The following is a 14,323-nucleotide window of genomic DNA, read 5'->3' as shown; positions in this document are numbered from 1 at the left end:
AGAGAATAATGAATAAAATTGATTTTTTAGATCTTTATGCAATTAACCAGCGACAGCACAAAGAATTAGTCTCTGCTTTTAGTCGAGTGCTAAATTCTGGTTGGTATGTTATGGGGGAAGAACTTGAGCAGTTCGAGAAAGAGTTTGCAGAATACTGTGGAGTTAAGTATTGCATCGGTGTAGCAAATGGCCTTGATGCTTTGATCTTAGTATTGCGAGCATGGAAAGAACTCGGCTATCTAGAAGATGGTGACGAGGTATTAGTACCAGCAAATACTTATATTGCTTCTATTCTTGCTATAACAGAGAACAAACTTGTTCCTATTCTAGTTGAACCAGATATAGAAACCTATAATATTAATCCTGCTTTAATTGAAAATTACATTACGGAAAAAACTAAAGCAATTTTACCGGTTCACTTATATGGTCTATTGTGCAATATGCCAGAAATTAGTGAAATCGCAAGAAAATATAATCTTTTGATTCTTGAAGATTGTGCACAAGCACATGGTGCAATACGTAATGGTCGCAAAGCAGGTGCTTGGGGGGATGCAGCCGGATTTAGTTTTTATCCAGGAAAAAACTTGGGAGCTTTGGGGGATGCGGGGGCTGTTACTACAAATAATGCAGAATTAGCTTCTACTATAAAGGCTTTGCGAAATTATGGGTCACATAAAAAATATGAAAATATTTATCAAGGATTGAATAGTCGATTGGATGAATTGCAGGCAGCCTTATTGCGAGTAAAACTCCATACATTAGCTGAAGATACTGCGATTCGGCAAAGAATCGCTGAAAAATATATTCGTGAAATAAAAAATCCTGCGATTATGTTGCCAGTGTTCGAAAGTCAAGGTGCGCACGTTTGGCATTTATTTGTAGTAAGAACCGCTAATCGCGAAAAATTCCAGTCATACTTATCAGAGAAGGGGATTCAAACCTTAATTCACTATCCATTGCCACCCCATAAGCAGCAAGCATATCAGGATATGTCCAGTCTTAACCTTCCAATTACTGAGCAAATTCATGATGAAGTAATTTCTTTGCCAATAAGCCCGGTAATGAGTGAAGATGATGTCGATTATGTAATCAAAATGGTCAATGATTACAAGTAATGAAAAAATTTCTTCAGGTAACTATATTATCCGCCATCTATACATTCATTAAAATGATTGCGGGTTTTATCATCGGTAAGGTAGTAGCAATTTATACAGGGCCTTCGGGGGTCGCAATGCTTGGTCAAGTGCAAAGCTTAATCACAATAGTTGCAGGTACTACCTCAGCTCCTGTAAGCACAGGCCTTGTTCGATATACTGCGGAAAATTGGCAAGAAGGAAAAGAAGCATGCGCGCCATGGTGGCGCGCATGCTTAAAGGTTACGGTGTTATTATTCTTGCTTATTATTCCTGTTGTTATTTTTTCATCAAAAAATATTAGCGAGCTACTTTTTAGCAATGGGCAATACTCATGGTTAATCATTTTTGCATGTTGTATATTGCCATTTTCAATTTTAAATACATTAATCGCTTCAGTTTTAAATGGTCAACAATTCTATAAACAATATATATTAGTTGGAATGTTTTCTATATTCATTTCTACTATATTTATGATTTTGTTGATTGTAGCTTATAATCTTAAAGGTGCATTGATTGCCACAGCTATAAATAGTGCTATTGCTGGTCTTGTATTGATTTTATTTTGTCTCAATAAATCTTGGTTTAGGTTTAAATATTGGTGGGGTAAAACGGATAAAGACAAAATTATAAAAATTATTCATTACACTCTTATGGCTCTGGTTTCTGTTATCTCCATGCCAGTAGCATTGATGTGTATCAGAAAAATATTGATTGCTAAAACTGGTTGGGAGGATGCGGGGCAATGGCAGGCCGTATGGAAGATATCCGAGGTCTATCTCGGTGTTGTGACAATTGCTTTGTCAACATATTTTTTACCAAGATTGACAATTATAAAAACAAGTTTCCTTATAAAAAAAGAAGTAAATAGTGCTATATTATATGTAATATTTATTACTTCATTCATGGCACTGAGTATCTATTTATTCCGCGATTTGGTAATAACAATTTTGTTTACTGATGAGTTTCGCTCTGCGCGTGAATTATTTTTATTACAACTTGTAGGGGATGTAATAAAAATTGCTGGGTTTCTTTACGCATACCCTCTTCAAAGCCAGGGGCATACTAAACTATTCATCAGCACAGAAGTGCTTTTTTCCATTCTCTTTATTATTACTACCTATATTTTTGTTGTAAATTATGGAGTACATGGTGCTAACATAAGTTATGTCATTACATATAGCTTATATTTTTTGTTTGCATTTGTTTTTACTAATTTTATTAATGTCAGAAGAAATAATTAAAAACAGAGGTTGAATTTTGAAAATAATTATACCTGTCTTAGGTTTTGGCAGGGCTGGTGGTGAAAGAGTCCTTTCTAAGCTGGCAACTGAATTGATGAGTTATGGACATGATGTAAGTTTTGTTGCTCCAGATAATAAAACTAAACCATATTATGCTACCACAGCAAAAATCGTCACAAGTAAGAGTAGTCAAAACCGCGTAAAAATATTTAGAATTATTAAAGTGTACTATAATCTTTGGCGTAAATGTATAGAATTAAAACCTGATGCGGTAATTGCTAGTTTTTATTTGACTGCCTATCTTGTTGCATTATTACCAATCAAACGTCACAAGAAATTTTATTATATTCAGGCGTATGAGGCTAATTTTTTTGATAATAAAATATGGAAGTTAATAGCGAGTCTAACATATTGTTTACCACTTAATAAAATATTAAATAGCCCTAATTTGCTTCCTCGTAAATATGATGATTTTATAGGAATAGTTCCCGCAGGAGTAGATTTAAATATTTTCTATCCAAGACCAAAAAATAAGTTATTAAATGGTTGCGCATCAATTGGGATTATTGGTAGAAAAGAAAAGCACAAAGGAACTAGCGAAGTTATTTCAGTATTGTGTGCACTGGAAAATAAAATTGGAATTATAATTAATATTGCAATATATTTAGGGGAAATTGATAAGGAGCGTTTAGTTTCTGCAGGGTTCCAGGTTAATTTTATTCCGATTACATCTGATTCAGAATTAGCATCCTTTTATCGAAGCAATGACATCATGATTGCTGTTGGGTTAATTGAAGATGGCGCTTTCCATTATCCTTGCGCTGAAGCAATGGCTTGTGGCTGTCTTGTTATTTCAAATTATGCACCACTTACTGAAACTAACAGTGTACTTAAATTAGACAAGTTTGATGCTTGCAAACTTGGTGAGGCAATTAATCTTTGTCTCAGTCTCGACCAGGAAGAAAAAAGCAAAGAAATCCAATCGAATATTTCCGTATTGAATAAATATGGCTGGGAAATTGTTGGCGAAAAGTTCAATAATTTATTGTCAAATGCAAATAAATAAATACTATACGTTGATGGGAAAAATATGAATATTCTTAAAACTGATATTCCAGATCTGATCGTTCTAGAACCAAAAGTGTTTAGTGATGAACGCGGATTTTTTATGGAGAGTTATAATCAGGTTGAATTTGAGAAGGCAATAGGCAGGCACATAAATTTTGTTCAGGATAATCATTCAAAATCTAGCAAAGGCGTCCTACGGGGGTTGCATTACCAATTAGCGCCGTATGCACAGGCTAAATTAGTTCGATGTGTTGTAGGTCAGGTATTTGATGTTGCTGTTGATCTTAGAAAAAATTCACCAACGTTCAAAAAATGGTTTGGGATAACCCTTTCCGCAGAAAATAAACGACAATTATGGATTCCTGAAGGATTTGCTCATGGTTTCTTGGTGACCAGTGATGAAGCAGAGTTTATTTATAAAACGACTAACTACTATGCTCCTGGTCATCAGCAAGCAATTATTTATAACGATCCTGTTTTAAATATCGATTGGCCTTCCTGCAGTAGTACCTTGGCATTATCGCAGAAAGATCAAGAAGCAAAATTATTTTCAGAATTATTGGACAGTGAACTGTTCTAATAAAGTGTGCCACCTTATCCTTCTGAAGGAAAGGTGGTCACTTATATTCTTGAGTATGTTTGTATAATGATAAAAAATAGTCCGAAGTATAAACACGATAAAAACTTAATAAGTATTATCTACTTATTTTTTGTACTTACACTTATTATAGGATTTATTGTCGCAAATACGCAGTTTCTGGGAAAAAGTAGAGACTATAATAATTATATACAGATCTTTTCTGGTGAAGAAGGGGGGGGGGTTCTTGAGTTATTTTATCGTGGATTGATGTTAATAACTAACAGTTATGAAGCTATCATTTTTATAATTTTAACATGTTCTTTTTTTATTAAGGCAAGGTTTCTTGCTAACTATCCGCGAAATTTTTCAGGGTTGACTTTATTCTTTATTTATTATGTTTGTGTTGCACTTTGGGTTTTAGATTATACTCAGTTCAGAAATGGTCTATGCATTTCTATTTTAATGTTTTCTGTATATTATTTGTTTATAAATAAACCGATTTATTTTTATTTTTCGGTATTCTGTGCCATTGCAACTCATTGGTCTGCTCTACCTTTTTTGTTTTTATACCCTTTTGTCTATTCGTCAAAAATAAGATGCTTTGGTTATTTTTGTTTCAGTATTCTTGTTTTACTTGCAATATCAGGAGAAGGAAAAGAGTTTATATATTTAATAAGAAATTTTGGTGTGGGACAAAAAATAGGCAATGAAGCTGGTGTCAATTTAATAAATTCATTATCCCTTACCGCTATTACTTGGTTTATTATTAGTTACATATCAATTATCAGAAATGAAAGGCCGTTTTTAAGGTTTTTCTTTTGTTATGGTATTATGCAATACGTGACTTTTAGTCTTTTCTCTCTTCCTGTTATGGCTTTTCGTATTTTGGAAATGTATTTTTTCCTTATGCTAACTATTGGGGTATTTATTAAGCAAAAAACGAATTATTATTTTATTTTTTTCAAACTGTTAATTTTATTGTATCTAACATACTATTATCATATGGTTTTTGGAGTGCTTAATGTGTCAGGCTAAGGTGTTAGCTATAATTGTTACTTACAACCCGGAAATTATTCGTTTGACGGAATGTATTAATTCTTTAGCTCCACAAGTTGAGAGAATAATTCTTGTAGATAATGGCTCAAATAATAGTGAGTTGATAAAAAACATTGTTGTTAATAACCTTGAAATTATTTTACTTTCTGAAAATAAAGGCATTGCATTTGCTCAAAACCACGGTGTCAAGAAGGGCGTGGAAGCAAAAGAGTTTGACTATTTATTTTTCTCAGATCAGGATACTTGTTTTCCTACCGATGTTATTGAAAATCTTAAGAGTACGTTTACGAAAAATAAAAAACAAGGTAAAAATGTTGCTTGTGCTTCCCCTTTTTTTAAAGACCATCGTTCAAAATATATGCACCCATCAGTCAGTCTAAATGTTTTTACAAGTACAAAAGTTGTATGTAGTGAAGTTGACGATGATCTTTATCCCTCACATGTTATTGCCTCTGGGATGTTAATATCACGTGAAGCATGGAGTGTAGTAGGGCCATTTTGTGAAAAACTCTTTATAGACTGGGTTGACACAGAATGGTGTTGGCGTGCGTTAGCTAAAAATATGATTATTGTCCAGACTCCATCAGTTATTATTTCTCATGAACTTGGATATGGGCAGAAAACTTTTGCTGGTCGATCTGTAACGATACATAATTCTTTCAGAAATTTTTATAAAATACGCAATGCAATATACTTAATGATGCATTCAAATTATAGTTTTAAGTATCGTTATCATGCCTTTTTTCACGCAGCAAAGAATGTTGTATTCGAAATTTTATATTCAAAAGAGAAGTTAAATTCATTGAAGATTTGTGTTAAAGCTGTGCATGATGGTATGTTCAATAATTTTTAATAATAAAATGGTTAGGCTCAAGGTGTTTAAATGGAAGCAAATAAAATGAAGACGGTCGCTGTAGTTGGCACAGTGGGTGTTCCTGCTTGTTATGGTGGATTTGAATCACTGGTTCAGAACCTAGTCGATTATCAATCTGATGATATACAATATCAGATATTTTGCTCTTCAAAAAAATATGAAAAAAAAATGAAAAATTATAAAAAGGCAAAATTAATCTATCTGCCTATAAATGCCAATGGTGCCGCTAGCATAATTTATGATATAATGTGCTTAATTTTTTGTTTATTCAAAAAACCAGACGTTACTTTAATATTAGGAGTGTCTGGTTGTTTATTTCTACCAATTTATAAACTATTTTCAAAATCTAAGATTATTGTTAATATCGATGGGCTTGAATGGCGTAGAAATAAATGGGGAGTGTTTGCTAAGAAATTCCTTAAAAAATCTGAAGCGATTTCTATTAAATTAGCTGATGTTATAATTTCAGATAATCAAGCAATAGCTGATTATGTAGAAAATAGGTACAAGAAAAAAAGTGCAGTTATAGCTTATGGAGGAGATCATGCAACTAACTTTAGTATACTAAAAGATGATCTTCAAAAAAAAGATGATTATTATTTGGGGCTTTGCAGGATAGAGCCTGAAAATAATATAGAAATGATTCTGAATGCCTTCGTTAATACAGATAAAAAAATTAAATTTATGGGTAATTGGGGAAACAGTGAGTATGGACGCCAGCTAAAAACTTATTATTCCAATTATCAAAACATCACATTACTTGAGCCTAACTATAATATTAAAGAGCTTTATAAATTAAGAAAAAATTGTCTTGCATACATTCATGGACATTCTGCGGGTGGAACAAACCCTTCTTTAGTTGAAGCAATGCATTTTAATATTCCTATTTTTGCCTTTGATTGCAATTTTAATCGTTACACAACTAATGATTTAGCACATTATTTTAGTAATTCTGAACAGCTTAGTTCATTAGTAGAAAGTTTGTCTTTTGGAAATCTTAAATGTCGAGTATTTGATATTAAAAAATATGCTGAAGATATGTATAACTGGAGAAATATAGCAGCCATGTATGAATCTACTTATTAAAAGTAATGTAATTAGGTTTACATTGTTATTTTCTAAGCTGCAATATCTTAAGTGTTATCTCAAATACACTTCCTTTAGAACTAATGATTAGCACTGTGAGGCTATAGCGTGACCAGGGAAAGGTCATGGTATGCTAGGGAAAGATCACGTAACGCTGCTTTTTTGTACTAAATAATTCGCATTTTATGTTCAATAATTGAGATATTCTTTATTACCTAAAGCTGTTTTTCATAGCTTATATATGATCATATACTCCTTTCATAAATAAGGAGAACAAAATGGAACCTAAAACATTGATGTAACATATTTCTATTATCCCCGATTACAGACAATCTTGGAAAGTAGAACATAAATTGTCAGATATTCTACTGTTGACTGTTTGTGCCGTCATTTCTGGTGCAGAAGGCGGGAAGATATAGAGGATTTTGGTAAAACACATCTCGATTTTTTGAAGCAATATGGTAATTTTGAAAGTGGTATTCCTGTTCACGATACCATTGCCAGAGTTGTATCCTGTATCAGTCCTGCAAAATTTCACGAGTGCTTTATTAACTGGATGCGTGACTGCCATTCCTCAAATGATAAAGACGTCATTGCAATAGATGGAAAAACGCTCCGGCACTCTTATGATAAGAGTCTCCGCAAGGGAGCGATTCATGCCATTAGTGCGTTCTCAACAATGCACAGTCTCGTCATCGGACAGATCAAGACGGATGAGAAATCTAATGAGATCACAGCTATCCCTGAACTTATTAACATGTTGGATATTAAAGGAAAAGTTATCACAACTGATGCGATGGGATGCCAGAAAGATATTGCAGAGAAGATACAAATACAGGGAGGTGATTATTTATTCGCTGTAAAAGGAAATCAGGGGCGGTTTAATAAATCCTTTGAGGAAAAATTCCAGCTGAAAGAATTAAATAATCCAGAGCATGACAGTTACGCAATTAGTGAAAAGAGTCAAGGCAGAGAGGAAATCCGCCTGTATATTGTTTGCGATGTCCCTGATGAACTTATTGATTTCACGTTTGAATGGAAAGGACTGAAAAAATGACGCGTGTAGTCTCCTTTCGGTCAATAATAGCAGAGAAAAAGAATGAGCCAGAAATGACGGTCAGATATTATATCAGTTCTGCTGATTTAACAGCAGAGAAGTTTGCGACAGCGATTCAAAATCACTGGCACGTAGAGAATAAGCTGCACTGGCGTCTGGACGTGGTAATGAATGAAGACGACTGCAAAATAAGAAGGGGAAATGCAGCTGAATTATTTTCGGGGATAAGGCATATCGCCATTAATATTTTGACGAAAGATAAAGTATTCAAGGCAGGGTTAAGATGTAAGATGGGAAAAACAGCTATGGACAGAGACTACCTCGCGTCAGTCTTTGCGGGGAGCCGGCTTTCGTAATCTTGCGCTGGTGATACAATGCTGAATAAATAACATTAAAAATTTCAAATAATATGGTTTAACCCAACATGAACTTTATGAATATTATTAGAATAATTTTACCTTTCTGTATTTTTTTGAGTGTTTTACTTTACTCTGGAAGGGCGGATTGTGCTTTTTTATTTACTATTGAATACACATTTACAAGTGTGGCAATCTTTCTGATAAAGAGAAAGTTTGTAAGTAATATTTTATGGAGAATTTATCTTTGCATTTTAGGTGTGCAGGCAGCGTCGCTATTTAGTTCAGGACAATATTTGATGCCTCTTGCCTTGTCGAATGCTGCAGAAATTGAATCCCTGGGTATTGGTGAGGTAATTAAAGTTTTTTTTGTTTTTATTTTATTTGTTATAGTTTCATTCATTACAATGCCTTCAGGTGCTCTAATCGAGCGTATTAAATATTATAAATTTAACCTTCTCTGTATAGTATTATTGCTTGTGTGTTCTTTCATAAGTGCGGGACCAGTATATGCTTTTTATGAAACGGCAAAATTGTTCTATTTACAGCAAACCTTTAAGCCTAGTAAGAAGATCGGAGATGCAGGGAAATCTTTTTTAAAAACAAGTGTTTTTATTAACCCTATAGAAAATAACTACAGTTTCAAAGGTCGTAACGTTATTGTAGTATTTACTGAGGGATTTTCATCTGAAATTGTGGGCAACGCCAAACCAGGAGCATTTTCAGTTACACCTAATTTAAATAAGTTATCTACTGAAGCACTAAGTTTTAAAAATTATTATAACCATACAGCTGCAACATTTCGAGGATTGAGAGGTCAGTTAACTTCTGGTTATCAATTTCGAGATGGTTTAACTGATGCTGGTACAGGTATTGCACAATTATCTAACGCAGAAATTAATAACATTTACCTTCATCGTCAAACCTCTTTATCGGATATATTAAAAGAGTATGGCTATAAAAGTTATTTTATAGCTTCCACCGAAAAAAATAGCCCACTGAATACAATGTTGAAGACACTTAATTTTGATAAAGTTCTTGGTATGGGTGATTTTATTGGTTATCAACGAGACAGAATGACGGATAAGCAAACATTTAATGCACTGCAATATTTTTTACGTTCTCAGGAAAATAAAAAAGAACATTTCTTTATTGGTGTCTATCCATCTGGTACTCATCATGGTCAAGATAGTCCAAATGAAAAATATTTTGATGGTAAGAACCCGCTCTACAATAAATTCTATAACTATGATTTTCAGTTAGGGAAATTTGTTGACTTCTTTCGGCGTAGTTCATTTTATAATAATACATTATTAATAATAACGTCAGATCATTCAACATTTCCTTCGACAGAATATAAAAAAGCATTTAATAGCGATTCTCGTTACTTTGTAGGCGAAATACCATTTCTGGTTATTGGAGGAGATATCACTCCTGAAATTTTGGATGCAGACGGTAAAAATTCATTAAGCTTTGCGCCAACAATATTGCACATGTTAGGGATTCAGTATTCAATGAACTATTTTTTGGGATGTTCTCTTTTTGATAAGGAATGCACATCGCCATTTTCACATCTTTCTGCTATTGGTAGTGACTATTTCATTACAAGCAAAGAAAATCATGTTGAACTAATACCAAATAATAGTGATAGTGAATTAATAAAACTTGCTGAACGTTTTTATAATATCAGTGGATAAGTAGATGATTGGGTAAGAAGTAATCGATCTCCTAATTATGAAAAATATGACTGTAAAATAAGATATAAATTAAGCTATTCTTTATCTTAAATAAGCCGCAACCCCGCGGTGACCACCCCTGACAGGAGTAAACAATGTCAAAGCAACAGATTGGCGTCGTCGGTATGGCAGTGATGGGGCGCAACCTTGCGCTCAACATCGAAAGCCGTGGTTATACCGTCTCTATTTTCAACCGTTCCCGTGAGAAGACGGAAGAAGTGATTGCTGAAAATCCAGGCAAAAAACTGGTTCCTTACTATACGGTGAAAGAGTTTGTTGAATCTCTTGAAACGCCTCGTCGCATCCTGTTAATGGTGAAAGCAGGTGCAGGCACGGATGCTGCTATTGATTCCCTGAAACCATACCTCGATAAAGGCGACATCATCATTGATGGTGGTAATACTTTCTTCCAGGACACCATTCGTCGCAACCGTGAGCTTTCCGCAGAAGGTTTTAATTTCATCGGTACTGGTGTTTCCGGCGGAGAAGAGGGCGCGCTGAAAGGGCCTTCCATCATGCCTGGTGGTCAGAAAGAAGCCTATGAACTGGTTGCGCCAATCCTCACCAAAATTGCTGCCGTAGCTGAAGATGGCGAACCGTGTGTTACCTATATTGGTGCCGATGGTGCAGGTCACTACGTAAAAATGGTTCACAACGGTATTGAATACGGCGATATGCAGCTGATTGCGGAAGCCTATTCTTTGCTGAAAGGTGGCCTGAACCTTTCCAACGAAGAACTGGCTCAGACTTTCACCGAGTGGAATAACGGTGAGCTGAGCAGCTACCTGATCGACATCACTAAAGATATCTTCACTAAAAAAGATGAAGACGGTAACTACCTGGTCGATGTGATTCTGGATGAGGCAGCTAACAAAGGTACTGGTAAGTGGACCAGCCAGAGCGCACTGGATCTCGGTGAGCCTCTGTCACTGATCACTGAATCAGTGTTTGCACGTTACATCTCTTCTCTCAAAGAGCAGCGTGTTGCGGCGTCTAAAGTACTGTCCGGTCCGCAAGCACAACCTGCAGGCGACAAAGCTGAATTCATTGAGAAAGTTCGTCGTGCGCTTTATCTGGGTAAGATTGTTTCTTACGCTCAGGGCTTCTCACAGCTACGTGCCGCGTCTGAAGAGTACAACTGGGATCTGAACTATGGTGAAATCGCGAAGATCTTCCGTGCTGGCTGTATCATCCGCGCTCAGTTCCTGCAGAAAATCACTGATGCTTACGCTGAAAATCCGAAGATCGCTAACTTGCTGTTAGCGCCGTACTTCAAGAAAATCGCCGACGATTACCAGCAAGCTCTGCGTGATGTAGTAGCCTATGCGGTACAGAACGGTATCCCGGTTCCGACCTTCGCCGCTGCGGTTGCCTATTACGACAGCTACCGTGCTGCGGTACTGCCTGCGAATCTGATCCAGGCACAGCGTGACTATTTCGGTGCGCATACTTATAAACGCATTGATAAAGAAGGTGTATTCCACACCGAATGGTTGGATTAATCTGATTTAATCAGTAATAAACTAAGGCCCGGCATTTATCGCTGGGCTTTTTTTTGCCATAAATCTTATAGACTAAATTTCATTGCTTAATATTAACTTAATAAATATTAGCTATTCTTATAAAGAAAATCTGAATTGTTTTTCGTTGCGTTGACCAGTCATCATCGTAGCGTTAAAACTTTTAACTCTTATCAGGATGCTAAAAACATCATGATTCATAGTTAAGTTAATTCTGAGAGCATGAAATGAAAATCACCATTTCCGGTACTGGTTATGTAGGCCTTTCAAATGGGCTTTTAATCGCACAAAATCATGAGGTTGTAGCATTAGATATTTTACCAGCACGCGTCGAAATGCTGAATGATAGGATATCTCCTATTGTTGACAAGGAGATTCAGCAGTATTTGCAATCAGATAAAATATGCTTTAATGCCACTTTAGATAAAAATGAAGCCTACCGGAATACAGATTATGTGATTATCGCAACTCCGACTGACTATGATCCTAAAACTAATTATTTCAATACATCCAGCGTAGAATCAGTAATTAAAGATGTAACAGAGATAAATCCCCAGGCGGTAATGGTTATCAAATCCACGGTTCCGGTAGGTTTTACCGCCGCTATGCATAAGAAATACCACACCGAAAATATTATTTTCTCCCCCGAATTCCTTCGCGAAGGTAAAGCCCTTTACGATAATCTTCATCCTTCTCGTATCGTGATCGGCGAACGTTCTGAACGTGCAGAGCGTTTTGCCGCGTTATTACAAGAAGGGGCAATCAAACAAAATATTCCGACCCTGTTTACTGATTCAACAGAAGCTGAAGCAATTAAACTTTTTGCTAATACCTATCTCGCGATGCGTGTGGCGTACTTTAACGAACTGGATAGTTATGCAGAAAGTTTAGGATTGAACACCCGTCAAATTATTGAAGGCGTTTGTCTTGATCCGCGCATCGGCAACCACTACAACAATCCATCATTTGGTTACGGTGGCTACTGTCTACCGAAAGATACTAAGCAGCTGTTGGCAAACTATCAGTCTGTTCCCAATAATATTATCTCCGCCATCGTTGAGGCTAATCGTACCCGGAAAGACTTCATCGCTGATGCTATCTTGTCGCGCAAACCTAAAGTAGTTGGAATATATCGTCTGATTATGAAGAGTGGTTCGGATAACTTCCGCGCTTCGTCCATTCAGGGGATTATGAAGCGGATCAAAGCTAAGGGTGTTGAAGTTATCATTTATGAACCAGTGATGAAGGAAGAATCGTTCTTCAACTCGCGACTGGAACGTGACCTCACAACGTTTAAGCAACAGGCTGATGTCATCATTTCTAATCGTATGTCTGAAGAGCTTAAGGATGTAGCAAATAAGGTCTATACCCGTGATCTTTTCGGTAGTGACTAACCTATTGTTATCATGATGGTTTTCTGTACGCACGTCATTTAATGTTTGTGGATTAATTCGGTATTTTTATTGTTACTCCTATAGCATTCATACAGATTATCGCTAAACTATGGCGACCTGAAATTTTCCGTCTGTTAGGGTAATGATGAGAGTTGAAAATAATAATATTCCTGGGCATAACCATGACCCGGAACAGATTGATTTAATTGATTTACTGATGCAGTTGTGGCGTGGGAAGGTGACAATCTTCATCACTGTTATTGTGGCAATCGCTCTGGCTATCGGATATCTGGCGGTCGCGAAAGAGAAATGGACGTCGACAGCCATTGTTACTCAGCCAGATGTGGGGCAAATTGCTGGCTATAACAATGCCATGAATGTTATCTATGGTCCGGCTGCACCGAAAGTGTCGGATTTACAGGAGGCGTTAATTGGTCGCTTCAGTTCTGCCTTCTCTGCATTAGCTGAAACGCTGGATAATCAGGAAGAACCAGAAAAACTGATCATTGAGCCTTCTGTTAAAAACCAGCCGTTGCCGTTAGCTGTTTCTTATGTCGGGCAAACTGCGGCGGACGCACAGAAGAAGCTGGCTGAATATATTCAACAGGTTGATGACCAGGTGAATGAAGAGCTGGAAAAGGACCTGAAAGATAATATTGCCTTGGGTATGAAAACCCTGAAAGACTCATTGAAAACGCAGGAAGTGGTGGCGCAGGAGCAAAAAGATCTGCGTATCCGCCAGATTCAGGAAGCGTTGCAATATGCGAATCAGGCACAGTTGGCAAAGCCACAGATTCAACAGACCGAAGACGTAACGCAGGATACGTTGTTCCTTCTGGGGAGTGATGCACTGGAGTCGATGATAAAGCATGAAGCGACCCGTCCGCTGGTTTTCTCTCCTGGCTACTACCAGACTCGTCAAAACCTTTTGGATATCGAAAGCCTGAAGGTTGATGATCTTAATATAAATGCCTACCGTTACGTTATGAAACCCACACTGCCAATTCGTCGCGATAGCCCGAAAAAGGCCATCACCTTGATTCTGGCTGTGCTGCTGGGTGGTATGGTTGGCGCGGGGATTGTGCTTGGGCGTAATGCGCTGCGCAATTACAACGCGAAATAATCTTTTTAGCTTTAAAGAATACGGGCAGGGTGGTGACACCGTGCCCGTTTTTTGTTGCCGATGTGACAACAACATCACATCCAGTTAGCCTGCAAC

Annotated in this window: 11 protein-coding genes and 1 pseudogene; all 12 read left to right on the top strand. The window is 36.5% G+C overall.

Going from position 1 to position 14,323, the window contains the following annotated elements:
• Positions 1–8 precede the first annotated feature (8 nt).
• Positions 9–1,115 (top strand): DegT/DnrJ/EryC1/StrS family aminotransferase, encoded by a 1,107-nt coding sequence (locus RGV86_RS04310; protein ID WP_085460851.1) that lies wholly within the window; start codon positions 9–11, stop codon positions 1,113–1,115.
• Positions 1,115–2,377, top strand: coding sequence for an O2/O50 family O-antigen flippase (gene wzx, locus RGV86_RS04305; RefSeq protein ID WP_085460850.1), 1,263 nt, complete (start codon positions 1,115–1,117; stop codon positions 2,375–2,377). Before RGV86_RS04310 ends, wzx begins: the two co-directional genes overlap by 1 nt.
• Positions 2,378–2,393: 16 nt before the next feature.
• Positions 2,394–3,443, top strand: a complete 1,050-nt coding sequence (locus tag RGV86_RS04300) for a glycosyltransferase family 4 protein (RefSeq protein ID WP_085460849.1) — start codon at positions 2,394–2,396, stop codon at positions 3,441–3,443.
• 24 nt (positions 3,444–3,467) lie between these two features.
• A complete protein-coding gene (gene rfbC, locus RGV86_RS04295) occupies positions 3,468–4,025 on the top strand; it encodes a dTDP-4-dehydrorhamnose 3,5-epimerase (protein ID WP_085460848.1) in 558 nt (185 codons plus the stop codon).
• A gap of 66 nt (positions 4,026–4,091) precedes the next feature.
• Positions 4,092–5,060, top strand: coding sequence for an EpsG family protein (locus RGV86_RS04290; protein ID WP_085460847.1), 969 nt, complete (start codon positions 4,092–4,094; stop codon positions 5,058–5,060).
• Positions 5,047–5,934 carry a glycosyltransferase family 2 protein gene (locus RGV86_RS04285; RefSeq protein ID WP_085460846.1) on the top strand — a complete coding sequence of 296 codons (888 nt, stop codon included), beginning with the start codon at positions 5,047–5,049 and terminating at the stop codon, positions 5,932–5,934. The genes RGV86_RS04290 and RGV86_RS04285 overlap by 14 nt, the downstream gene beginning before the upstream one ends.
• Positions 5,935–5,964: 30 nt before the next feature.
• Positions 5,965–7,041: a DUF1972 domain-containing protein gene (locus RGV86_RS04280; protein ID WP_085460845.1), complete on the top strand. Its 1,077-nt coding sequence runs from the start codon at positions 5,965–5,967 to the stop codon at positions 7,039–7,041.
• A 305-nt stretch (positions 7,042–7,346) separates the two neighbouring features.
• Positions 7,347–8,454: pseudogene (locus tag RGV86_RS04275) on the top strand (ISAs1 family transposase).
• Between the two features lie 77 nt (positions 8,455–8,531).
• The gene (locus RGV86_RS04270) at positions 8,532–10,151 is read left to right on the top strand and encodes an LTA synthase family protein (RefSeq protein ID WP_286136342.1); all 1,620 of its coding nucleotides are present in this window, start codon (positions 8,532–8,534) and stop codon (positions 10,149–10,151) included.
• Positions 10,152–10,285: 134 nt separating this feature from the next.
• Entirely contained in the window at positions 10,286–11,692 is a 1,407-nt protein-coding gene (gene gnd, locus RGV86_RS04265; protein ID WP_085460843.1) for an NADP-dependent phosphogluconate dehydrogenase, read from the top strand.
• Positions 11,693–11,937: 245 nt separating this feature from the next.
• The gene (gene ugd / locus RGV86_RS04260) at positions 11,938–13,104 is read left to right on the top strand and encodes a UDP-glucose 6-dehydrogenase (RefSeq protein ID WP_085460842.1); all 1,167 of its coding nucleotides are present in this window, start codon (positions 11,938–11,940) and stop codon (positions 13,102–13,104) included.
• Between the two features lie 145 nt (positions 13,105–13,249).
• Positions 13,250–14,227 (top strand): LPS O-antigen chain length determinant protein WzzB, encoded by a 978-nt coding sequence (gene wzzB, locus RGV86_RS04255; protein WP_137598307.1) that lies wholly within the window; start codon positions 13,250–13,252, stop codon positions 14,225–14,227.
• Positions 14,228–14,323 lie beyond the last annotated feature (96 nt).

Origin of the sequence: Escherichia ruysiae (assembly GCF_031323975.1) — a bacterium.
GTDB classification, from domain to species: domain Bacteria; phylum Pseudomonadota; class Gammaproteobacteria; order Enterobacterales; family Enterobacteriaceae; genus Escherichia; species Escherichia ruysiae.
This window is presented reverse-complemented; position numbering and strand designations above follow the sequence as displayed.